Source organism: Anaerosinus sp., from assembly GCF_965318445.1.
Genome location: NZ_CBDNNH010000023.1, coordinates 139374 through 163111 on the forward strand (window position 1 = coordinate 139374; position 23738 = coordinate 163111).

Genomic DNA, 23738 nt, shown 5'->3' on the forward strand with positions numbered 1-23738 from the left:
ATTTACCATTAATCAATATATAATGAGATAAATAATAGGATAAATGATATTAAATATAAATAGATAGCTTAATTTTTAATAGAAGGGATGGATTTTATGTTTTTTAAGAAACAACAGACATCGTCTTGTCAGGAAATGAGCTGTATCTTGGATTACGTTGATCGATCGATTAAAGGTGAATCGGTCAAATGTCCGACAACGAATCATACAATGCATAATAAGGTGATTGCACAATTTGATCGGTTGGTAGCCAATGAAAAAAGAATGGCAGATGCGGCAAAGGAAATACTAAATATTGCAAGCTTGACAAGCAGTTTTGATGTGGAAATGAGTTTTATGTCGAAACAATTGATGGAGTTTGCTGAGGAACTAGCTTCTCTGAGCGAAAATAATCTTGCAATTGTTGAAGAGACTACAGCGACGATGAATCAGGTAAATGAAACCATTGATTCAACTGCTACTACATTAGATAAGGTAGCTGACGGATCCAAAGTATTGGCAGATAAGAATAATAACAGTAAAAATTTATTGGTGGAAGTGGGCGATTTAAAAGAGGCTGTAGTCAAAGATACGGGAATGATGAATGAAAAAATTGAGCAGTTGGTTAATTTGAGTGCTGAGGTAGGTAAGATTGTTGACAGCGTCCAGGAGATTGCCAACCAAACAAATTTATTGGCTTTGAATGCGGCGATTGAAGCGGCTCGTGTAGGTGAACAAGGAAAAGGTTTCTCTGTAGTTGCGGAAGAAATTCGTAAATTGTCTGATGATACGAAACACAATTTAGATGGAATGAGAAGCTTCGTGGAAAATATTCATATGGCAGCACGTGCCGGTAAAATAAGCATGGACAGAACGCTAGAATCAACAAATCATATGAGTGACAAGATTGATATGGTATCAGAAACTGTTGGCGAGAATATTGATATGCTAAATGGTGTAATCGTCAGTGTAAGGGATGTCAATGAATCTATGCAAGGAATACGCTCAGCAGCGGACGAAATCAATAAAGCAATGGAAACTTCAAGTGTGGATGCGGAACGCTTTAGCGAAATGACGCGTTTGTTCCATAATGATGCAGTGGAAAGTGCGGATTATGCAGAAAATATTAGACAGATTGATGCTCAATTATCTGGGATAACAGAAAACCTGTTTAAAGGATTACGCGAAGGTCGTCATGCGATTACAAATCAAGAATTGCAAGAGGTTATTAAAAAAGCGCGGCAAGCACATATTGGATGGTTAGCTAAAGTGAAAACGATGGTTGATGAAATGAAACTGGCACCAATACAAACGGATTCACATAAATGTGCATTTGGGCATTTTTATCATGCGATTGAAATTGATATCCCAATATTGGCGGACGAATGGAAGCAGATTGATGAAATACACGATCAATTCCACTCTCTCGGTGATCGACTAATTGATGCAATTAAAGAAAAAAATCTTAATGAGGCGAAATCGTTGTATGGACGGGCAGATACCTTGTCTCAATCTATGCTTGGACTTTTACAGCGTATAGATGAAAAAATTACGAAACTTACAGCAGAAGGAACTAGAATTTTCGAATGATTTCCGCCTAATAGACTAGATAATTTGAAATACATATGTTAATATAAAAATAATCAGGTATACATTGTATACTGGGCATTATGCAGCAGGAATAATAACCTGTGGGGCTTTTATAGTTCCACAGGTTTTTTGGTATAGCGAAGTTTTGACACTTTTACGTTGACGGGTTCATTATATACATGAAGAGGGATTTGGGAGGCGAGTTTATCGATGACAGAGGAAAGTAGCAATGCATTGAAAAGACGTACGGCATGGTTGTCTATTATTTCAAATACAACGCTTGTCATTTTGAAATTAATTGTAGGTTTATATACTGGTGCAGTCAGCCTTATCTCGGAAGCAGCACATTCGGGGATTGATTTAGTTGCAGCTATCATAGCATTTTATGCGGTGAAAAAGGCAGTTGAGCCACCAGATAAGGAGCATGCATATGGGCATGGTAAATATGAAAATTTATCCAGTGCAATAGAGGCGCTGTTAATTGTTTTTGCAGCAATTTGGATTGTTTATGAGGCTGCACAGAAAATGAAACATTTAACAGAGCCAGAATATCTCGAATATGGGATTATCATTATGGGAATCTCGATTGTTGTAAACTATTTTGTTTCTAAACGATTGATGCATGTAGCGAGAATTACACATTCTCAAGCTTTAGAAGCAGATGGATTGCATTTGCAAGCGGATATTTGGACTTCGATTGGAGTTCTTTTTGGATTAGTAGCGATAAAAGTTACGGGCTGGTTATGGATTGACCCTGTTATCGCAATTATTGTGGCAACGATTATTTTTAAAGCTGGTTATGACATGACGGTTGCAAGTGCAAAGGAACTTACTGATATGAGCCTGCCGTCAGAGGATGAGAGGATATTATCTGATATTTTTCAAGACCAGCCTGAGATTCGAGGATTTCATCAATTGAGAACGCGTAGGTCGGGTGCGTATAGAATTTTAGATGTGCATATTCTGCTTGATCGCGAGATGCCATTACATGAGGTACATGAAATTTGTGATCAATTGGAGAATAAAATTAAACAATCTTTAGGCACGATGTGTGATGTGACTATTCATGCGGAACCTTATGGAGATGTGCCCAATAGATCGTTAAAGTAAATAGAAAAAGAGCTACTCATTGAAAGTCATTTTCAATGAGTAGCTCTTTTTTTCTGGATATATTAAGCTAAGATTAATTTTTCTAATACTAATGGTTCAACATATTCGCCATTTTTAAATGCACGCATATTCCCGCCGGAGATTTCATCAATTAAAGCGATATGATTGTCCGCGCCAACACGCCCGAATTCAAATTTGATGTCATAAAGTTCGATGCCTTTTTCGGCAAGCGTTTCTTTTACAATATTGCCAATTTTTTTTGTTAAATCTTTTAATATTTCATATTCGGATTCGCTTAAAATGTTAAGCATAGCTAATGCATCTTTAGTAATTGGCGGATCCTCGCGATCGTCGTCTTTTAATGTAACTTCAACAAAAGCGTCTAATTCTTGTCCGTCTTGTGCATATTTTCCATAACGACGTAGAAAACTACCGACTGCACGATAACGGCAGATAACTTCTAATCCTTGACCAAAGACGGTTGCTGGTTTTACTGTCATCGTTGCATTTTCAATATCTGCAGAGAGGTAATGTGTTGGAATCCCTTTGGCATTTATAATTTCAAAAAAATACTTTGTTAAACTCAAACCTGCACGACCAGCGCCTTCGATAGATAAACCTACAGTATTTGCACCTGGATCAAATACACCGTCCGTACCAGTTACGTCGTCTTTAAATTTTAATAAGTAGTTACCATCTTCGAGTTTGTAAACGTTTTTTGTTTTTCCTGTATAAACTAAGTCCATTTTTTCCTCCTAGATGTTATGTAATTTTGTTACCTAATTACATCATACTACAGGTAGAAAAAGACTGTCAAAGAATTTGGTTTTGTAGCAAATTTTTTCTTGATACTTCATACCGTAATAAATATAATTACGGTATGAAAATAAAGGAGAATGATGATGAATAAAATATTGTTATTAATTTCAATGATTGTATTCTTAGCGCTTATATTGGCAGGCTGTGCTAATGCAAATACGCAAAATAACGTAAATAATGAAGAGGGAGGGACTTATGTGCGAATTTCGGGTGATGAAGCAAAAAAAATCATAGATAAAAATAGAAGTGTGATTATTTTGGATGTACGGACCCCTGCGGAATATAAGACAAAGCATATTCCAGGCGCGATCCTTATTTCAAATGAAACAAATACAAATAAAGAAATTGAAGGGATAAAAAAAGCGGATACAGTTTTAGTTTATTGCCGTAGTGGAAATCGTAGTCGAGAAGCATCGGAAAAACTAATTGCTATGGGGTATAAGCATGTATATGATTTTGGGGGCATCGATGCATGGCAATATGAAACGGAGTCTGATTCATACCAAGAAAAATAAAAGGATAGGAAATAATTGAAGAAGATGACGAGTGAATTTACAATTGCCGTTCATGCATTGGTTTTTAAAATCATAAGCAAACGAGTCAATCCAGTGAATCGATTGCTGAGAATGTCTGCACACATCTTGTACGTATTAGAAAAGTGTTGGCTAAGCTTAAAAAGCGTATTTAGTAATAACAAAAGAAGGGGATACCCAACGAAGTCTGCAGATTGGCCAAAGATAAAAGAAAGCAAATTTGTTTATTTTAGTGATACAATGCTTGCTTTAAAAGAATTACCTAGAGCGGTAGGTATTATTGGTGGCGGTTATATCGGCTTAGAAGTTACCTATTTTTATCAAAACTTTGGAGTGCTTGTAAGCTTTGTTTCAGGCAGAACTTTAGATCCATCTAACTACTATTCGCAGTTATTTTGACTACCCTGATCTCAGCTCTTGCTGAAAGATGAGAGTCTAGGGGGGATTATTACATAGATTAAAAAGGCAGATAATGAAGTTATACTTGATTATCTGCCTTTTCATATGATGTTAACCTTTGGGACAATGTTCCTGTATGCAGTTCAAACAGATTATTGTCATAATCATGAAAATAAATTGAATATCCTTCGCCTGACATACGTTGTCTAGGCGGTTTTAACTCCAAGTTAAGATTTTTAATTTTTTTGAGGTAGATATCTACGTCTTGTTCCTCTATTTTGAAAGCAATATGGTGATAGGTCCGGTGAACAATCGCCTCACTTTCCATAATTGCAATCCATTGATTCCCGATAAGAAAAAATTTTTCTTTATATAGCGAATGCTTTTTTTCTTCGCTGGTATAGATTTCTTTTGCATCAAAAACTTTTTTAAAAAGATTAGCAGTCCGGTCGAGATTTTTTACGATAAAAGTAATATGACTAATGCCTGTAATCATTTAAATCACCTTCTATATAAAATATGGAAATGCATTTTTATTTAAAATAAAGGTCAGGACGACGGTCATGAAAAACATTAATGCTAGAACGGATTTCTTGTAATAATTGCAAATTTAACTCGGCGACAATTATTGACTCTGCCTCCGTTGCTTTTTCAAGGATTTTTCCCCACGGATTAATGAGCATAGAATTGCCGCAGAGATGAAATTTATCAAATCTTCCTGAGCCGTTAATTGCAGCAACAAAGCATTGATTTTCAATAGCGCGCGCTTGACTTAAAATTTCCCAATGCATTTTTCGCTCGATAGGCCAAGCTGCGGGAATGAAAAGTAAATCTACATTTTGCACTGTAAGTGAGCGGACTAATTCACAGAAGCGAAGATCGTAACAAATGATAACGGCGCATCTTATACCATCTAGTTCAAAGACAACATATTTATTTCCAGCGGTAAAAAGTTTATCTTCCTTTGCGGGAGAAAAAAGATGGATTTTATCATAAGAAGCCACTAAGTTACCAGAACGGTCAAAGGTATAATTCGTATTGTACAATTGCTTGTCAGTAATTCTAGCAATTGATCCACCGACGATATTTACATTATATTGTTTGGCTAAATTACTTAGAAAAGATTGACATTTCTCTCCGCTTGGGTCAGTATATTCATTTAAAGGACGGGGGAAAAAACCTACATTCCACATTTCCGGTAAGGCGATGATATCAGGCTTATTTTCCATACTCTTTTCTATTAAGCGATGTATAGTGGCTTGATTTGAGGTGAAATCACCGAGCTTTATTTGCATTTGTAGGAGCGATACTTTCATTATTCATCCTCACCTTCTTTGTTTTTATAGATACATTTGAAGAGTTTATCCGAAGGCTAATCTGTGCTAGGACTCCTGACTCCATAGGGGAGAAGCGAGCAGATTAGCCTCTGTATAAGGGCGGTTAGGATTCAGATGAAGTAAAAACTCCATCTGAATCAGTCTACTTTATAATTATCTCATTTATTATGCAGGATTTTGTCAAGATAAAAGAGAAAAATACAGCAAGATTATTCGGCTAAACTATTGTTTATTTGATGCACGCGGGAGAGCATCATTTCTGTTTTTTTAGCTGAAATGACGCAATTTGTAAATCGTGATTATATATCTGCTTATAGATTAAGTGAAATTTAGGATTTTGTAAATGGAGGTGAATTTTAACTTATGGATATAAAGGGAAAGGTAAAATCAAATGCGATCGCCGAATTGATATCGGCTAGGCTTCACGATGCTGTGCATATCCACCAGGTTGCATATGTTAAAAGGTTTTTAGAGCGGTATTTGGCAGATGAAAAATTTCGTAATATATACGGTGAAAAACCACAGGCTTTACTAAATCAATATCGTGTACCGTTTAATGCGGATGAATTGCAATATCTATTTACTCCGGAGTTTTATTTGTTGGATGATATGAGCTTGCCAATGATTATGCGGAGGTATAGAGCTTATTTAATCGAACGTCGCAATTTGCGTATGATTGTGCAAAATGAATTAGGCAGGGTGAAAAATAAGGCATTTGAAGCGTGGCGAAATCGGCAAATAAATCGTTGCAAAGGTGAATTTGGGAATCGAAGCCGTTCAATTATTCACCACCCAATTGCTTTTGAGTTGACGACAGGACGAACGGTGACCGATTCTTTTCGTTTTCGTTCGGAAAATAAGCCGCTAACGCGTGTTTTTCAACTAAATCAAGAAAATATTGCTCTATGGCAAAGTATTTTACATAGTACATATAATTTATTCGGGAAAACGGTAAATCATTGTTATTTTGCAACCGATCCTTTGGATAATATAGAGTATAAAGCATTTGCGGATATCTATCAGAAGATTTATCAATATATTCCGCAAGTTGCGACTTCTTTAGCATTGCAAGACGTTGAACAAACAAAACTATTTCTGAAAAATGCAGCGATGTTGCCGACGATGCATCAATTTTTTGTACACAGTTTAGCAGATTTTCATCGATTAATGGATGCTTTTAGTCCAGAGGAGTTATTATATGTTGATTTAGTCTTAGATTTTCCTCAAGCAAAAAAATTAAAGGATATTGTAATTTATGATGATCAGACGAAAAAAGCTGAATATGTAAAAATGGATTCATTGATGGTCAAATCTGCGATTGAGTGTTCTGGATTTGTCGTTAATATGCCAGAAAAGAGAGTACGATTAACGACGCCTTGTAATATAGACTATCAACATCCAGAAGGAAATATTGTTTTAGCTGAAACTGGATTTAGCGATGCTGCAGATTTTGAAGAAAAAATCCGGCAAATGATTAAAATATATATGCCAGTAGAAGTTGATCGGACGAAAATTATTACTTTTAAGCCTTATTATCGTTATTCTAAGCAAAAAAGCGGTTTTTGTTTAGAAAGTATGGCAAAATATAAATGGACATTTTTAGACGATATTGAATTAAATCAGCCAGTATATCAATTGGTTGGTGAGTTGATTGATGAAGCGATGTATACAAGCCGTGAAATAGCAACGTTACTTATTGATCAAGAAATTAAGCCGGAAATAACATTTGCATGTATTCAATCCTTATATGATGCAGGAGTTCTCCAAGAAAGAAAATAACTGCAAACGAGCAACAGGCATTTTAGCTGTTGCTCGTTTGCAGTACTTTCTGCTATTCGACATCTGTTAAGTCGGTTGGACTTTCAATAGGATTTGGACATGCAAATGCGCAATCTGGATTTAAAGGTTCTGTAGTGTCGAAACAAGAATTTTCCTTACAGAAGCATTTTAAAACACGCCGTAATACTTCAACTTCAACGATTTGCTCAATAGTGTTGTCTTCAATAGGGTTTTGCGCTAAGCTAAAGACATCAATTGGTGCACATGTCGTGCTGAGGAATTCAGCCAAGAATTTAATCTTGCAACATAATAATGCTTGAATGATATCAATCAGTGTACCAGCTTGGTCAAAGCGAATAATGGCGCGTTCGTATACTTCAATTGGCACGCCAGGAATACGGCCAATTTCTTCGGCTGAGCCAACGAGCAGTCTATATGTACTCGCTAGAGACGCTAAATTTGGTACAAGCGCATTTACGTCAGCAATAATGACATCGAGAATAGGCGTTGCCATATAAAATCACCTCAACTGTAATTGCTACAGTATAGTATGTGATGATCAAGAAAAATGTGAGTTTATTTATAAAGTAGACTTGATTTGGATGAAGTTTTGACTTCACCTGAATCTTAGCTGCCAATACTCCCGCTTATAGAAGCTGGGAGTATTAGCGCAGGTTAGCCATCGGATAAACTTTAAGGAGGATAAAATGGAAAGAGTGAAATATGAAATAGGCGATATCGTAAAGATGAAAAAAACACATCCATGTGGTAGTGATTTGTGGGAAATTACCCGCACGGGTATGGACTTTGGAATCAAGTGTCAAGGTTGCGGACGATGGGTCATGATTCCGCGGATAAAGTTTGAAAAGGCAGTGAAAAATATCGTAAGTAAAAAAAGCGAATCATAGCTTTAGTTAAAGGAGGCTTGCGTTTTGGCAAAGGTGATTATTATCGGAGCGACTTCCGGCATTGGCAAAGCGTTAGCAGAGGTTTATGCGAATCAAGGATTTGAAGTCGGAATTACAGGACGTAGAGAAGAAATCTTAGATGAGCTAAAAAATGAATTGCCAACGAAGGTTTATGTAAAGACAATGGATATTCGTAATACAGAGTTAGCCAGTAAAGGGCTAGAAGAGTTAATCGGGGAAATGCAAGAGGTGGATATTATTATTCTCAATGCGGGTGTAGGCAAGGTAAATTGGAGCCTTGACTTAGACCTTGAGTTAAATACGTTAAAAACGAATGTTATGGGATTCACGACGATGTGCAATGTAGCTATGCAGTATTTTTTGTCGCAAGGCAAAGGTCATTTGGCAGGTGTTTCTTCTATTGCAGGGATACGAGGGCTGGGGGGAGCACCAGCTTATTCGGCATCAAAAGCATTTATTATAAATTATCTTGAATCGCTTCGGGCAATTGTTTTTCGTCGTAAGGCGAAAATCATCATAACGAATATACAGCCTGGTTTTGTTGATACCAATATGGGACAGGCAAGTGAATTTTGGCGGATTTCTCCACAAGCTGCAGCAAAGCAGATTTACAGGGCAATAAAAAACAAAGAAAAACAAGTTTATGTGAGTTCGAGATGGCGGTTTATTGCCTATTTACTAAAAGTATTGCCTGGCTGGATAATCAAGAGGATTGGTTAATCGAGGTATTGCTTTTCATTGGTGGATAATCTACAATAGAAATGATTTGTTTTTTTGGAAATAGCAAAAATGGGAAATAGATAAAGTAAGGTGGAATAAAGATTTATGAGTAACTTAGAAGTCGGCATTGTTGGATTGCCGAACGTTGGTAAAAGTACATTATTTAATGCAATTACAAAAGCAGGCGCAGAAGCGGCAAATTATCCGTTCTGTACGATTGAGCCGAATGTGGGAGTTGTTGATGTACCGGATCCTCGTCTACAAGTGTTAAGTGATATGAATCAAGCGAGAAAAATTGTACCAGCATCTATTCGTTTCGTTGATATTGCAGGTCTAGTAAAAGGTGCTGCACAAGGAGAGGGCTTAGGAAATAAATTCTTGTCGCACATTCGCCAAGTAGATGCAGTGGCACAAGTGGTTCGTTGTTTTAAAGATGAAAATATTACACACGTAGAGGGCGGGATTGATCCAATTCGTGATATTGAAATTATCAATACCGAATTATGCCTAGCCGATTTAGAATCTGTAGAAAAGCGTATGGAGCGTTTACAGAAGTTAGCGAAAAGCGGCGATAAAAAAGCGCGTGAAGAATTAGATTTATTAAGCCGCGTAAAGGAAGTGCTAGGAGAAGCATTGCCGGCACGTCGTGTGGAAATGACAGAAGATGAGCTTTTACTCGTTCGTGATTTAAATTTGCTTACATTAAAACCAACTTTATTTGTAGCAAATGTTGCGGAAGATGAAGTTGCAACGGCGGATGCTGAAAATCAATATGTGCAAAAAGTAAAAGAATATGCAGCGCATGAAAAAGCGGAAGTAATTGTAGTATCGGCAAAGGTAGAATCTGAAATTGCTGAACTAGATGAAACGGATGCGAAAGATTTCTTAGCAGAGCTTGGGCTAACTGAATCTGGCTTGGATAAATTAATTAAAGCGTCCTTTAAATTGCTTGGATTAATTACTTTTTTAACAGCAGGTGTACAGGAAGTTCATGCTTGGACAATTACGAACGGAACAAAAGCGCCGGCTGCTGGGGGTAAAATTCATAGTGATATTGAACGCGGCTTCATCCGTGCCGAGATTGTTTCTTATGATGACCTCATTGCGGCAGGAAGTCAAAATGCAGCACGGGAAAAAGGGCAAGTGAGGCTTGAAGGAAAAGAATATATCATGAAAGATGGAGATGTAACATATTTCCGCTTTAACGTATAAAATAACCCACCCAGCTTAAATAATATTTAGGCTGGGTGGGTTTGTTTTTGGGATATCGGGAAGAGCTATATACAAAACAGATAAAAATATCCAGCTAACAAGGTGTAAAGTAAAAGCTTTGTGTGATGGATAGACTTTTAAGTAAAGCTTAAAGGTAGTAAAGTGAAATTTTGAAGAAATCGTCATAGGATATTCTTTTATCGTGGTATAATTATAATAATCAGTTAAAATAAAATTAGTAATCATTTAGCTGAAAATTTTTAGATAAAGTATGGCGATTTGTGTTAAATTTAAAAATAGAATAAAAGGAGTTGATTATTATCTTTCATAAGTTTTTTTCTTGCTTTTCTATGACTCATGAACACAGTCAGAAAGCGCGGGAATTTTTGCGTTATATCGGTCCTGGTATTTTAATTACGGTAGGATTTATTGACCCTGGAAACTGGGCATCTAATATGGCTGCGGGTGCTGATTATGGTTATCAATTGTTGTGGATGGTGACATTATCGACAATTATGTTAATTATATTGCAGCATAATGTTGCGCATCTGGGAATTGTTACTGGGTTATGTTTATCAGAAGCTGCTTCGATTTATTTGCCGGCATGGCTGGCACGTCCAGTTCTTCTATCGGCGGTTATAGCGGCAATAGCAACATCATTGGCCGAAGTGCTCGGCGGCGCGATTGCATTAGCGATGTTATTCGGGATCCCAATTAAAATTGGTGCAGTGTTAACTGCGGCTTTTTGCAGCTGGCTGCTTTGGTCTAATGCATATCAAAAATTAGAAAAATTAATTATTGGATTTGTATCGTTAATTGGATTATCTTTTTTGATTGAACTCAGTTTTGTTCAAATTGATTGGGGACAAGCCGCTGTGGGCTGGGTAGTACCGTCGATTCCTGATGGTGCGATGCTTATTATCATGAGTGTATTAGGGGCGGTTGTTATGCCGCATAATTTATTTCTTCATTCGGAAGTTATACAAAGTCGCCAGTGGAATTTAGAAGATGAGACAGTAATAAAAAGACAGTTAAAATACGAATTCGTTGATACTTTATTGTCGATGGGAATTGGCTGGGCAATTAATAGTGCGATGATTCTCATTGCCGCTGCGGTATTTTTCAGCCATCAAGTTTCAGTTGATGAATTACAGCAAGCTCAGGACATGCTAAAACCTCTACTGGGAGATGGTGCGGCGATTTTATTCGCTATTGCTTTATTTCTCGCGGGGATTGCTTCTACAACGACAGCTGGAATAGCGGGTGGCAGCATTTTTGCCGGAATGTTTAAGGAACCTTATAATATCAAAGACCAGCATTCTTATACTGGAGTTTTTCTCACTTATATTTTGTCTGTATTGGTGATTTTTCTGATTGATAATCCATTTGAAGGATTAATTTATTCGCAAATGGCATTGAGTGTTCAATTACCATGGACGATTGGTATACAGGTTTATCTGACTTCTTCTTATAAGGTGATGGGCAAGTATGTAAATAGCACGTGGACTAAAATTGTGTTGTGCAGTATAGGGGTTATTGTCGCAATCCTTAATATTCTTCTTCTTAAGGAATTACTATTCTAGAACCGGTGAACATGGCGAAGCGCTTATTAATTTAAGCACGCCGGAAGCGATAAAATCTGCTTTAGACATTATTGATAGTGCTATGGAAAATGCGATTTCCGAACAAGCAAAAATCGGTGCAAAACAGCAAGTACTGCAATATAGTGTGAATAACTACACGACAACAGAAGAGAATACTTTGTCAGCTCAATTAGTAATACAGATACTGATTTTGCGAAGAAAATAGTGAACTTAAATCAGACAAACGTATTAAACCAAGTAAATATACTGATGATGGCACAGCGCAATCAAGACAGAAATGTGTTTCGGCATTGCTACAGTAGTGCTACCATTAGAGGAATTTCCAATAGAAAAGACTACATGAGGAAAATGATAAGCCATTTGCATTCATGTAGTCTTTTTTGTTTATATTAATTTCGATATCAATACGACGATAGGTATAGCAATGATTGTTCTCTGCAAAAAAATAATAAATAAATGTTTTATTCCCAACCCGACATTGCTTTTTACGATAATACTGCCTACTTCTGTCATATAGATGATTTGAACAAGTGATAATACACCAACGATAAATTTCCCTTGCTCACTTAGATCACTCGGCATAATAAGAGCAGGAATAAACATATCAATAAATCCTACTAATGTGGCAGGTGCAATGGTAAATGCTTCAGATACGCCGAGCAGTTGAAGGTATAATCCCATTGGATAAGAGAGCCAGTAGAAAATTGGTGTACAGTTTACTAATAAAGACCCAATAGTACCCCAAGCGACGACGATTGGAATGATATCGAGAACAATTCCAATTGTCATTTTTAGTCCATCGCAAAAGGCTTTACTTAAACGAAAGTTTTTTGATCGCTCAATTGCAGCAGAAAGTGCCCAATGAAATAATTTCTTATCTTCAGGGACTTCTTCATTTAACTTTTCACCAGCTCCGTGACAATACGTATCAGCAATATTTTTTAGCGGGTATAAGCGCACGCCAATGATTGCTAGGAAAATACCGATACCTGTAATCGTTAAATAAAGAAGCGGGAAAATATGTGCAAGGTTAAGTGTTTGTGCTACAACTAGGCAAAAGGGTATGGATACGAGAGAAAAGTTTGTCATAATCGTTGCAGCTTCACGTTTTGTATAGTAGTTGCTATTATACTGGGTTGCAGTAATTAAAACAGCTGTATTTGAAGAAGCAAGCCAAGAGGCAATCAAGTCAACTGAAGCTCTGCCAGGAACATGAAACAAAGGGCGAATCAAAGGTTTTAGTAAAACGCCAACAAACTCCATAATTCCGCAATCCGTCAAAAAAGGGAGAATAAAACTCAGCGTAATTGCAATTGCAATTAAAGTTTTTGCAAGCCCGACCATAGTCGCGCCATTATCTTCACTGCGAATAATTTCCGGACCAATATCAAACATTACACATAGGGTAACAATAAGAGCAATTATTTTTGTAATCATAATCCAATTATCGACGAAGAAAAGGTCTTTTAGCCAAAGCTTTTCTGTTAAGATTGTTGGACGAAATAACTTAGCGATAAAAATCCCAAGTACCGCAATCGTTATAATGAGCAGTAAAAGATAGGGGGTAGTTTCTTGTAAATATTGATCAGTTAAATCTGTAATTAAACTAATTGGCGTAGCAAAGGATTCTTGTCCAGGCATAGGGAACATAAACATAAATAGACCAAATCCAGAGAATAAAATAAATTTTATCAGTGCTTTTAAATTGTCTGGATTTCTTAAGGTAGTTAAACTTTTCATGAAAGCCCTCTTTCTCTTTATAATTTTAGGATGAATACTGTATACAATGCAGTAATAATCAATATTTTACTACTATCTGATTTATTTGTCGAATTATAAAGGAAAACTTGATTTAGATAGATTATTTAATCCATATAGATATTAGGTTGACTTTAGCTGTTCTAGGATGTGCTTAATGATATAAGATAGAAGGTTATAACGCCGTGAAGAAAGATCTTTGGTCTTGTGTGAAGCTCTTATTTTTCTGGATAAATAGATTAGTTATTGGATGAATTTTTTGTATGCGATGATTTTAAAGAAATATAGCTGTTTTAGATGAAGTAAATATGGTATATTAAAAGAATTCAAGAGAAATACATAATCTTTCCTGTGGACAGGAGTGGTATGGATGGCAGAAAAAAAATTAGTGTTAATGGCGGTATTAGCGACTTCGTTCGTCGTGCCGTTTATGGGAAGCGCAATCAATCTTGCGGTACCAGCAATGGGGGATACATTTGGGGTAAATCCCGCTTCGCTTAGTTGGGTAGTGTCCTCTTATATACTTGCATCGGTATCTATTTTGCTTCCTATTGGAAGAATTGCTGATATTAAAGGACGTAAACGCATATATACATTAGGCGTTTTTTTCATGGCGATTTTCACCTGCTTATGCAGTTTTTCTTGGTCGGTGGAAAGTTTGATTTTATTTCGTATTGGGCAGGGGTTAGCATCGTCAATGCTATTTAGTACGGGAATGGCGATGATTATTTCAGTACATGAAAAAAATGAACGAGGTAAAGTGATTGGTTTATCTGCGGCATCGACTTATATTGGCTTATCGCTTGGCCCGATGTTAGGGGGGGGCATCACCCATTATTTTGGTTGGCATATGATTTTTCACGTTACAACATTTATTCTGCTTGTGATAAGTTTGCCAGCAATTAAATACGTAAAGATGGAATGGTATGGGGAAAAAGATGCTTATTTTGATAAAAAAGGCAGCCTTTATTATGTGATTGCCAGTCCGGCAGTTTTGTATGGTTTTTCAGCATTGTTTAGCAATCCGGCAGCAATCTATTATTTAATTGTGGGGATTATTTTCTTATTTTTATTTATACGTTATCAAATGCGGTGTGCAGAGCCAATCTTCGATGTAAACTTATTTAAAGGCAATACTATTTTTGCTATGTCTAATTTGGCAGCGATGATAAATTACAGTGCGACATTTGCGATAGGGTTTGTATTATCTTTATATTTACAAGTAATCCGTGGATTGGATTCTTATCATGCTGGCTTAATTTTATTGATTCAGCCAGTACTTATGGCGATGTTTTCTCCGATGGCAGGCTCGCTTTCAGATCGAATTGACCCACGCATTGTTGCATCAATCGGTATGGGATTAAATGCGATTGGATTGGGAATTTTTATTTTTTTAGGGATGGATACACCTTATTGGATACTTTGTATTGTATTTGTCATAATTGGGATAGGTTTTGCGTTATTTTCTTCCCCCAATAATAATGCAATCATGGGGGCTGTTTCACCGCAATACTATGGAGTAGCGGCATCCGCCTTATCATGTATGAGATTGGTAGGGCAGGCAATGAGCATTGCAATCGTAACAGCAGTATTTTCCATTTATACACTTGATGTGCAAGATAGCAGATATTTAGAAGAATTATTGTATGGAACAAAAATTGCATTCGTTATTTTTACTATACTTTGTACGTTAGGTGTGGGTGCATCTCTAGCACGCGGTAAGCAAAATCAATAGAAAAAGTTTTATAAGTTGTCCAATTTCCCTTGCAAAAGGTATATCGAAAGTGATATAATACATGAGTCGTAAGACAGTTAGGTTTCAAAATACTTATTTTTGGACCTTCCCTGCTCCGTTTTAGGAGCCATTAGTCCAGAGAGGGAGGTGATTTCGTGAGAAAGTACGAAGTCATATTCATTGTTAAACCACTTGAAGAAGAAGCAACGAATGCTGTTATCGAAAAATTCGAGAACATAATTGCTACTAATGGTGGTACAGTTGACAAGATTGATCGTTGGGGCAAAAAACGTCTAGCGTATGAAATTAAAGATACAGCAGACGGTTACTATTGCTTATTCTACATTACAGCAGAGCCTGCAGTTGTTGCTGAGGTTGACCGTGTAATGAAGATTACTGATGAAATCTTGAAACATATGATTGTTAAAGAAGAAGAATAATATATACCAGGGGGAAAGAAAACCATGAATAAGGTTATATTAGTTGGACGTCTTGCACGTGATCCTGAAGTGAGATATACACAAAGTGGGAAAGCTACGGCTTCATTTGCTCTTGCGGTAAATCGCTTTGGCGGTGGCGGGCAAAACAATACAGCTGATTTTATTCCTATCGTTGCATGGGAAAAGTTAGCCGAAATTTGTGGCAATAATCTTATCAAAGGTAGTCAAATTCTGGTTGAAGGTCGTATTCAAATTCGTAACTATGAAGACAAAACAGGTCAAAAACGTTACGTTACGGAAGTTATTGCTCAAAACATCGAGTTTTTAGGCAGTAAGCAGGCTAGAACAGAAGATGGCTATGGAGCATCTGCAACGGGCGGTGCTAATTCCTTTGGTAGTGAAGTCTTCCCTGACGAAGAGATACCATTTTAAAAGGAGGTATGTTCGGTGAGACGCGAAAGAGGAAGAAAACCTAAAAAGAAAGTTTGTAGTTTCTGTGTAGATAAAGTAGAAGCTATCGATTATAAAGATGTTCCAAAATTACGCCGTTATGTTACAGAACGTGGTAAAATTTTACCTCGTCGTATTTCTGGTAACTGTGCAAAACATCAACGTCAAGTAACTGTAGCAATTAAACGTGCACGTAACATTGCATTATTGCCATTTACTGCTGAATAAGATTTTTAAAGAGAGCTCTCGTAGGCTCTCTTTTTTATGTCTATATATCCTTTGTGAGAAAAGATAAATAAAAGAGGCTGCATGGATAATTTCCATGCAGCCTCTATGTCGTACTTTACTTATTTTCTGAAACAATACGCTTGATAAACATTATGATTACTGCAATAAATGCAAGTAGTCCAAGTATATCAGCAGTTTTGCCAAAATCGTTACCAACTAATGCAAGTGGTGCATCTCCACCACCGGAGGTTACGGAGAATACAATAATAACAGCAATAATAACACCCATTAAGCTTTCGCCTACAATTAATCCAGAGGCAAAAAGCACGCCGTGGCGGTTACAGTTTTCCACATCTTCCTCTATGTTACTTGGACTGCGGTGCTCAGCGCGTTTGCGTAAATAACGGTGCATGAGATAGCCGAGAACTGATCCAAGGACAAGAGGCATTTCAAGTGTTGGCGGTAAATAAATACCCATCCCTATAGCAAGTGGAGGAAGAGAAAGTGTTGCTGTTGTTTTCTTTAAAATGTAGTTAATGATAATCGCTATAATGCCAACCAATGCCCCAAATAGGATGTAATCCCATTCTAAGTTATGGCTAAAAATACCTTGGGCAATTGTTGTCATTAAGGTTGCTTGTGGAGCAGATAATGCTTGCGCCTCATCCATTCCTACACGTGGCATTGCACCGGCAAAACCATAGGCTTCATAAAGAAGATTTAATACTGGTGCGATTGCGAATGCACCGGCAACGCTACCGATAAGAAGTGCGACTTGTTGTTTCCAAGGTGTTGCACCAACAAGATAGCCCGTTTTTAAATCTTGTAAGTTATCATTGGAAATGGCAGCAATTGCTACGATAACGCTCGTAATAAAAATTGCTAACGCTGTAGCAAATTTTGTACCTGCAACTGTATCAAATAAGTTCGCTGAAGTTCCAATTCCAAGAACGACAAGAGAGGAAACAATAATACCTAAGATTCCAATACCGGAAATCGGGCTGGCAGAAGTTCCGATTAATCCAGCCATATAACCGCAAGTTGCAGCGACAAAGAATCCCATGCCAATTGCAATAATAACGCCTATTATGACATAAGTGAGTGTAAGCTCTGTCGACAAATTAGCATCGGCGATAAAAGAATAGAAGGTCATTAATAATCCGATTAATATAACAATGAATACGATAGCGATAGATTTTGGCGACATATCCGTATCCATACGATGAGTATCAGAGGAGCCTTGATTTTCTTTCATTGCTTTAATAGATAATTTAATTGCATCAATAATTGGTTTTGTGAAAGTAAGTAATGTCCAGATTGCGGCGATACCAATTGTACCAGCGCCGATAAAACGAACTTTCTTTGCCCAAACATAGGAAGCGAAGGAGGAAACACTTTGCCCGTCAGGTATTGGCAATGTAGAAGTAAGATAAGGAACAAATACAAGCCATGCAAGTACTAAGCCAGATAGAATTGCAATACCGCTTGCAATTCCGATTAGATAACCAGCACCAAGTAGTGCAGAAGAAAAGCCTAAAGGAATTTGTGTTGTTGCTGCACCGAAAGAAAGCCAATAGCTTACTTCAGCGGAAAGAACCCGGAATCCATTGGAACATAATGCAATAATTGCAGCGACTATACCACCAGAAAGGATGTCTTTAAGTCCGCCTTTATTTGTGGCCGAACTTTCGCTATTGCTGCCTACTTTTAGGATTTCAGCCGCAGCTAAACCTTCTGGGTATGGTAAGTCGGAGTTTACGACCATGGCTCTGCGTAAAGGGATCGTAAATAATACTCCTAGACATCCACCGCAAGCGCATATGAAAAGCGTTTGAATGAACGGGAATCCTTGCCAGTATCCGAGCATTAAAAGGCCTGGAAGAATAAAAATAATCGCTGAAAGCGTTCCCGCAGCGGATGCTTGCGTTTGTACTAAGTTATTTTCTAATACGTTTGAGTCCTTATACATTCTTAAAATAGCCATTGAAATTACAGCGGCTGGAATTGAGGATGAGAATGTGAGACCCACCTTTAAGCCAAGATAAACATTAGAAGCCGTGAATATAACCGTAATAAGCAAACCGAGTAGCATACCACGGAGGGTCAATTCTGGCAAATGTAGATCATGACTCATAAAATCAGGTTGTTTCATGTTGTCAATCTCCCTTTTTAAATTATATCTATTGGTACATAGGGTATTTTATGACAAGATGAATATTTAGTCAATAAAAATGTCCGTTACAGAAGGATAATGTTCAGAGGAATATTGTATCTTGTATTTTGACAGAAAACTAAGGATCATAGGAGGAAGATAGAGTGATAAATTTGATGTACAAGATAAAGAAAAACTGTATGCAAAATAGAAGGAACAAGATGAATTTGTTAAAATAATAATAGGCGAGGCAAAAAACAAAGTTATCCACAACCTAAACACAGGTTTTTGTGGATAACTTTGTTGATCCCGGGAATTTTATTGTTAGTTGGCATTGTAATTTTGCATAATCGTTATCTGTTACGCAATGATTATCCACCGTGGAGTCCAAAAGAAAAATAAGGTGGGGTGGTTACAAGGGGCAACCACCCCACCTTATAAAAAACTATCCAATGACTAATCTGTGATAAGTCCACGGATAAGTGTGACGAGAATTCAGATGGAGTAAAAACTCCACGTGAATAAAGTCTACTTTATTCTTGTACTAAGATTTTTTCGATTTCAACAATGTACATTGTATGATAATCAGCACCAGGGTACCATTTTTCTTTACTTTCTTGATCGATAAAACATTCTGGTTTAAATTCTTGTGCATAAAGTTTTTTGCAGAGTAAAGCTATTTTTGCTTCATTAAAATATGGAGTGTTGTTTTCATGTGCGACAGTTAGCCCGGATTTTGCGATTTTATCTTCATCTCTTCCTGATACGCTGCCACAGTAGCTGAGCATTTTACGATAATTTTCATCGAAAACGGTAAGGGATAGCGTATCTGCGCCGTCAATAAATTCTTTTGTATAGCGTTGTGGGCGAATGACAACGTAGGCAACATTTTTTCCCCACATTACACCAAGACCACCCCAGGATGCTGTCATCGTATTTGCTTTACCATCTTTTTCGGCTGTTACTAAAAGCCAGTCTTTCCCAATTGTTTTAAATGTACTATAAACGAAGTCTTCCGCTTGAATTTCTTTAAATGCCATATGGATACCCCTTTATACGTAAAATTTTTTCTTTTTATTATAACAAAAAATATGAAGTCTGATAATAAATCATGATGATTATTTTGGTAAAAGTCATACAGAAGCAGGAAGATGACCATTTTGGTTAGAATATTACACAGATAGGTTTCCAAAGGGGGGCTTGGCTTGTTTTCCCAAGAATCAGATATTGTTAGAGTTATGCGGTTAATTGAAGAGCTGAAAAGTGAATTATTGATGACGGTTGGTTCATTATATAAAGCGATGGCAAATCATCGTGAAGCAGCAATTAAGGATTCCCTGGCATCTTTAATTGTCATGGGCTATGTGCTGGGGAGACGTTTAGGTATAAATTTTCTAGAATTAGACGAGGCTGTTAAAGAGAAAGTACAGGATTGCTGTAGAAAAAATGCAGCGATTGAAGAGCGTTTTGGTGATTTTTCGAAGCTGGAAAGACATTTGAAGAGGTGAAGGAATGCAAAATAGATTTAAATTGACGCCTATGGTAGAAGGCGGAATTCTGGCAGGGGTATCTGTGATTATGGCATTAGCATCAATGTTGCCGATTCTCGGTATCGTTGCAAAAATACTTTGTCCACTGCCTATCATTATTTTAGGAATCAGACATGGCACTAGAATTAGTTTGCTTACAGCAGTCGTTGTAAGTATATTAGTCGCTTTATTGATGTCGCCGATTTACTCATTGTTTCTTCTTCCAGGGTTTGTTTTAGTTGGAATGGCGTTAGTCTATGCATTTAGACATAAATTTAGCCCAGTAAAAGCAATTTTATCAGCAAGTATTGCTTCCGTAGTAGCTAAAGTAATTATGATAGCGTCCATGTTTTATTTTATGGATATTAATCCTTTTGGAAACGGTGTTGATGAAGTATTTCGCGATGCAGTTGAATTTTATCGCAGTTCCGGGATGAATGAGCAGCAATTGGCTGAAATGGAAAAGATGATGCAAGATATTATGGCTTTGACAAAAGTTCTTATGCCTGGTGCAATTGTTGCATTTAGTTTTATTGAAGGGTATCTTAATTTCGCGGCGACGGGGATGCTTCTTAGACGGCTTAATATTCAAGACACACCACGACTGTTGCCATTTAAGGATTGGCGCTTTCCAAAGTGGGTGGTTTATTTCTATGCGATTGCACTGATTGGGATGTATTGGAGTACTAAGTACGAACTGACATTATTAAATCAAGTTTCTATGAATTTATGGCTTTTAATGACGATATTAACTTTGCTGCAAGGAATTTCACTACTCTGCTACGCAACTTGTAAATATAATTTGTCAAAAGCTTTAAGGGGTTTTATACTAATATTAATTTTGGTTAATGGGGTTTTTGCACAAATGTTGTCAATTGTAGGATTATTTGATATATTATTTGATTATCGGACGCGTTTTCAAAAACGTGATTCATAAAGAATGGGAATTAGTTATTGGATAAATGAATGTTGGTATAGGAGGTGGAGTTGATGCCTCGGAGATCATCTACTTGGGTAGATATTCGAATCCATTTATTTGTAATTTTTGCATTTTCGCTGGTATTGATGTTATATAATATTTATGTAGGCGCTTTTGGATTCATACTATTGGCGTTACTATTTGTTTATGGACGAGAACGCTGTCAGGATAGGGAAAGAGCATTAGAGGATTACTACAATAATGTAGTAAAAAATATCAATGAGTTATCGAATTATGCGATAGATAATCTGCCATTAGCGATTATGGTATTGAATTATCAAGGCCGATTGCAATGGGTAAATGATGAATTTGCCCGATGGCTCGGGGAAAAGCCGGAAATCGGCATAGATGTAAAAAATTATTGGGAGAACCTTGATATTAATAAGTTTTGGGATATGGAAGGACAATTTTTCTTTTCAGAAGGCAAAAAAACTTATGAGGTAAAACATCGTCCCATTATTAGCTTTGAGGACAGTCATGGGTTAATGGTGCTGTATGTAAATGATATTACAGCTGAAGCAAACATGAAGCATAAGTACGAAATGGGCAAAAAGGTAATCGCCTACGTACAAATTGATAATCATGATGAAGTTTTACAAGGGTTGAATGAAGCTGAACGAACGGAAATTCTTGTAGAATTGAATCAATTGCTGGATGAATGGATTGTTAGTATTGGTGGTTTTATCAAGCGGATTGCACAGGATATGTATGTAGCCGTTCTTGATCGTCGCGCTTTAAATAAAATGATTGATGAGAAATGTGATATTTTAGATAAAGTGCGTGCGATTCATGGTGCAAATAAATTCCCTGTAACACTTAGCATGGGGATTGCAGTTGAGGAAGAAAATGAAGTTAATTTAGCAGAGTTAGGCGATTTGGCACAGGCTGGACTAGACTTAGCATTGGGACGTGGTGGTGACCAAATCGCGGTGAACCTCGAAGGGAAAATGCATTTCTTTGGTGGTAAAGCAAAAGCTGTGGAAAAACATACACGTGTAAAAGCGCGTGTAGTATCGCACGCGATGAATGAAATTATTGGCAGTGCTGATTTAGTTCTCGTTATGGGACATCATAACGAGGATTTTGATAGTTTTGGAGCAGCGCTAGGGGTAGCGCGGATGTCGAAATATTTAGGTAAAAAGACATATGTTGTCCTTAGTGATATTACGACAGGCGTGCAAAAGTTTACGGATATCTTAAAAGAGTATGAAGAATATGATGATTTATTTATTCATGCAGGAGAGGCAGTTGCTTTAATGGCGGCGAATCCGCTGCTCATTGTTGTCGATACACATATTCCACAAATGACAGCAGCACCAGCGTTATTGGATCGCATAGAGAATATTATTGTGATTGACCATCATCGTCGTTCAGAAAGCTTTATTAATAGTCCGTTGCTTATTTATATTGAGCCATCATCGTCATCAACGAGCGAATTGGTGACAGAATTATTGATGTATTTTAGTGACGATTTAGAATTAACGCGTATGGATGCAACAGCACTTTATTCCGGAATTGTCGTTGACACGAAAAACTTTACAGTGCAGGCGGGCGTTCGTACCTTTGATGCGGCAGCACATTTAAGACGATGCGGTGCAGATCCATCAGTAGTTCGACATTTATTTAGAAGTGATTATGAAAGTGTTATCGCTCATGCGAATGCAATTGGGAATGCACAAATGTATAAGGGGGGCTTAATTGTTACTATTTGCCCGTCTACACAAAATGCACAGATTACATCAGCACAGGTTGCTGATGCAATGCTTAGGATTGAAGATGTGCGCATGAGCATTGTTTTATTTCCGCTTGAAGGCGGCGGTGTTGGGGTGAGTGCTCGTTCGACTGGAGAATTCAATGTCCAAGTGATTATGGAACAAATCGGCGGTGGCGGTCATCAAAACGTAGCTGGAGCACAGGTAAAAGATGCTGAGTTAGAAGACTTAAAGGCGAAAGTCGTAGAAATCAGCAGTAAATATATTGAGGAGAGTGAACACAAATGAAAGTAATTTTACAACAAGACGTAAAAAAAGTTGGCAAAAAAGGTGACGTTATTGAAGTCTCAGAAGGATATGGAAGAAACTTTCTATTGCCAAAAAAATATGCAATTGAAGCGACTGTAACAAACTTAAATGCGGTAAATCAACAAAAACGTTCGGAAGAACGCAAGCAACAGCAAGCGACTGATGAAGCAAAGTTAATGGCAGCACAATTAAGTAAAATTGAAGTTTCCATTCCAGTGAAAATTGGTGAAGGTGGAAAATTATTTGGGTCTGTGACTGGTAAAGATATTGCAGATGCATTAAAGAAAAATCATAATATTGATATTGATAAGAGAAAAATTGAAGTGAAAGATACGATTAAGGGATTGGGCGACTATGAAGCTGTAATCAAGGTTCATCCGGAGATTACAAGTAAGATTAAGGTTCATATCATCGCAGGCTAGAAAGAGGCAATTA

24 protein-coding genes and 1 pseudogene are annotated in these 23738 nt (G+C 37.2%); 18 read left to right on the forward strand and 7 right to left on the reverse strand.

Features of this window, described 5'->3' with window-relative positions:
* Nucleotides 1-96 precede the first annotated feature (96 nt).
* Both ACWZFG_RS11695 and ACWZFG_RS11700 read left to right on the forward strand, forming a co-directional pair.
* On the forward strand, nucleotides 97-1569 hold the full coding sequence (locus ACWZFG_RS11695) for a methyl-accepting chemotaxis protein (RefSeq protein WP_177504622.1): 1473 nt from the start codon (nucleotides 97-99) through the stop codon (nucleotides 1567-1569).
* 210 nt (nucleotides 1570-1779) lie between these two features.
* Entirely contained in the window at nucleotides 1780-2679 is a 900-nt protein-coding gene (locus tag ACWZFG_RS11700) for a cation diffusion facilitator family transporter (RefSeq protein ID WP_177504621.1), read from the forward strand.
* A gap of 62 nt (nucleotides 2680-2741) precedes the next feature.
* Here the strand turns inward: ACWZFG_RS11700 and ACWZFG_RS11705 are convergent, their stop codons facing one another.
* A complete protein-coding gene (locus tag ACWZFG_RS11705; protein WP_177504618.1) occupies nucleotides 2742-3425 on the reverse strand; it encodes a phosphoribosylaminoimidazolesuccinocarboxamide synthase in 684 nt (227 codons plus the stop codon).
* A 156-nt stretch (nucleotides 3426-3581) separates the two neighbouring features.
* Between ACWZFG_RS11705 and ACWZFG_RS11710 the strand changes: the two genes are divergently transcribed.
* The gene (locus ACWZFG_RS11710; protein WP_455577678.1) at nucleotides 3582-4013 is read left to right on the forward strand and encodes a rhodanese-like domain-containing protein; all 432 of its coding nucleotides are present in this window, start codon (nucleotides 3582-3584) and stop codon (nucleotides 4011-4013) included.
* A 15-nt stretch (nucleotides 4014-4028) separates the two neighbouring features.
* Nucleotides 4029-4430 (forward strand): hypothetical protein, encoded by a 402-nt coding sequence (locus ACWZFG_RS11715; RefSeq protein ID WP_418626921.1) that lies wholly within the window; start codon nucleotides 4029-4031, stop codon nucleotides 4428-4430.
* Nucleotides 4431-4509: 79 nt separating this feature from the next.
* On the opposite strand, the gene fosX is transcribed toward ACWZFG_RS11715, so the two are convergent.
* Together fosX and ACWZFG_RS11725 are read right to left on the reverse strand one after the other, a co-directional pair.
* The gene (gene fosX, locus ACWZFG_RS11720) at nucleotides 4510-4926 is read right to left on the reverse strand and encodes a FosX/FosE/FosI family fosfomycin resistance hydrolase (RefSeq protein WP_455577679.1); all 417 of its coding nucleotides are present in this window, start codon (nucleotides 4924-4926) and stop codon (nucleotides 4510-4512) included.
* A gap of 37 nt (nucleotides 4927-4963) precedes the next feature.
* On the reverse strand, nucleotides 4964-5746 hold the full coding sequence (locus tag ACWZFG_RS11725) for a carbon-nitrogen family hydrolase (protein WP_455577680.1): 783 nt from the start codon (nucleotides 5744-5746) through the stop codon (nucleotides 4964-4966).
* 384 nt (nucleotides 5747-6130) lie between these two features.
* Here ACWZFG_RS11725 and ACWZFG_RS11730 point away from each other — a divergent pair, with 384 nt between their 5' ends.
* Nucleotides 6131-7546 (forward strand): hypothetical protein, encoded by a 1416-nt coding sequence (locus ACWZFG_RS11730; RefSeq protein WP_418626919.1) that lies wholly within the window; start codon nucleotides 6131-6133, stop codon nucleotides 7544-7546.
* 52 nt (nucleotides 7547-7598) lie between these two features.
* Here the strand turns inward: ACWZFG_RS11730 and ACWZFG_RS11735 are convergent, their stop codons facing one another.
* Entirely contained in the window at nucleotides 7599-8060 is a 462-nt protein-coding gene (locus tag ACWZFG_RS11735) for a hypothetical protein (RefSeq protein ID WP_177504606.1), read from the reverse strand.
* Nucleotides 8061-8253: 193 nt separating this feature from the next.
* Between ACWZFG_RS11735 and ACWZFG_RS11740 the strand changes: the two genes are divergently transcribed.
* From ACWZFG_RS11740 to ACWZFG_RS11760, 5 genes are all read left to right on the forward strand, one after another.
* Nucleotides 8254-8454: a DUF951 domain-containing protein gene (locus tag ACWZFG_RS11740; protein WP_177504605.1), complete on the forward strand. Its 201-nt coding sequence runs from the start codon at nucleotides 8254-8256 to the stop codon at nucleotides 8452-8454.
* 33 nt (nucleotides 8455-8487) lie between these two features.
* Nucleotides 8488-9195: an SDR family NAD(P)-dependent oxidoreductase gene (locus ACWZFG_RS11745; protein ID WP_418626933.1), complete on the forward strand. Its 708-nt coding sequence runs from the start codon at nucleotides 8488-8490 to the stop codon at nucleotides 9193-9195.
* 105 nt (nucleotides 9196-9300) lie between these two features.
* Nucleotides 9301-10407, forward strand: a complete 1107-nt coding sequence (gene ychF / locus ACWZFG_RS11750) for a redox-regulated ATPase YchF (RefSeq protein ID WP_177504603.1) — start codon at nucleotides 9301-9303, stop codon at nucleotides 10405-10407.
* Between the two features lie 350 nt (nucleotides 10408-10757).
* Complete coding sequence (locus tag ACWZFG_RS11755) at nucleotides 10758-11990, forward strand: Nramp family divalent metal transporter (RefSeq protein ID WP_177504646.1); 1233 nt, start codon at nucleotides 10758-10760, stop codon at nucleotides 11988-11990.
* Nucleotides 11944-12216 (forward strand): hypothetical protein, encoded by a 273-nt coding sequence (locus ACWZFG_RS11760; RefSeq protein ID WP_455577681.1) that lies wholly within the window; start codon nucleotides 11944-11946, stop codon nucleotides 12214-12216. The genes ACWZFG_RS11755 and ACWZFG_RS11760 overlap by 47 nt, the downstream gene beginning before the upstream one ends.
* Nucleotides 12217-12395: 179 nt before the next feature.
* On the opposite strand, the gene ACWZFG_RS11765 is transcribed toward ACWZFG_RS11760, so the two are convergent.
* Complete coding sequence (locus tag ACWZFG_RS11765) at nucleotides 12396-13751, reverse strand: YjiH family protein (RefSeq protein ID WP_418626779.1); 1356 nt, start codon at nucleotides 13749-13751, stop codon at nucleotides 12396-12398.
* A gap of 388 nt (nucleotides 13752-14139) precedes the next feature.
* On the opposite strand from ACWZFG_RS11765, the gene ACWZFG_RS11770 reads away from it, so the two are divergent.
* From ACWZFG_RS11770 to rpsR, 4 genes are all read left to right on the forward strand, one after another.
* A complete protein-coding gene (locus ACWZFG_RS11770) occupies nucleotides 14140-15504 on the forward strand; it encodes an MFS transporter (protein ID WP_418626780.1) in 1365 nt (454 codons plus the stop codon).
* A 155-nt stretch (nucleotides 15505-15659) separates the two neighbouring features.
* On the forward strand, nucleotides 15660-15944 hold the full coding sequence (gene rpsF / locus ACWZFG_RS11775) for a 30S ribosomal protein S6 (RefSeq protein ID WP_147669489.1): 285 nt from the start codon (nucleotides 15660-15662) through the stop codon (nucleotides 15942-15944).
* 24 nt (nucleotides 15945-15968) lie between these two features.
* Nucleotides 15969-16376, forward strand: coding sequence for a single-stranded DNA-binding protein (locus tag ACWZFG_RS11780; protein WP_147669490.1), 408 nt, complete (start codon nucleotides 15969-15971; stop codon nucleotides 16374-16376).
* Between the two features lie 15 nt (nucleotides 16377-16391).
* Nucleotides 16392-16622 carry a 30S ribosomal protein S18 gene (rpsR, locus tag ACWZFG_RS11785; protein WP_147669491.1) on the forward strand — a complete coding sequence of 77 codons (231 nt, stop codon included), beginning with the start codon at nucleotides 16392-16394 and terminating at the stop codon, nucleotides 16620-16622.
* Nucleotides 16623-16737: 115 nt separating this feature from the next.
* Here the strand turns inward: rpsR and ACWZFG_RS11790 are convergent, their stop codons facing one another.
* Entirely contained in the window at nucleotides 16738-18774 is a 2037-nt protein-coding gene (locus tag ACWZFG_RS11790; RefSeq protein ID WP_177504599.1) for an OPT family oligopeptide transporter, read from the reverse strand.
* Nucleotides 18775-19307: 533 nt separating this feature from the next.
* Nucleotides 19308-19814 carry a flavin reductase family protein gene (locus tag ACWZFG_RS11795; RefSeq protein ID WP_177504598.1) on the reverse strand — a complete coding sequence of 169 codons (507 nt, stop codon included), beginning with the start codon at nucleotides 19812-19814 and terminating at the stop codon, nucleotides 19308-19310.
* A gap of 165 nt (nucleotides 19815-19979) precedes the next feature.
* Here ACWZFG_RS11795 and ACWZFG_RS11800 point away from each other — a divergent pair, with 165 nt between their 5' ends.
* From ACWZFG_RS11800 to rplI, 4 genes and pseudogenes are all read left to right on the forward strand, one after another.
* Complete coding sequence (locus ACWZFG_RS11800; RefSeq protein WP_177504596.1) at nucleotides 19980-20282, forward strand: MazG-like family protein; 303 nt, start codon at nucleotides 19980-19982, stop codon at nucleotides 20280-20282.
* A 4-nt stretch (nucleotides 20283-20286) separates the two neighbouring features.
* On the forward strand, nucleotides 20287-21240 hold the full coding sequence (locus tag ACWZFG_RS11805; RefSeq protein WP_177504594.1) for a YybS family protein: 954 nt from the start codon (nucleotides 20287-20289) through the stop codon (nucleotides 21238-21240).
* Nucleotides 21241-21293: 53 nt separating this feature from the next.
* Nucleotides 21294-23328, forward strand: a pseudogene (locus tag ACWZFG_RS11810) (DHH family phosphoesterase).
* Nucleotides 23279-23725, forward strand: coding sequence for a 50S ribosomal protein L9 (gene rplI, locus ACWZFG_RS11815; protein ID WP_147669497.1), 447 nt, complete (start codon nucleotides 23279-23281; stop codon nucleotides 23723-23725). The pseudogene ACWZFG_RS11810 and the gene rplI overlap by 50 nt, the downstream one beginning before the upstream one ends.
* The last annotated feature ends 13 nt before the right edge of the window (nucleotides 23726-23738 follow it).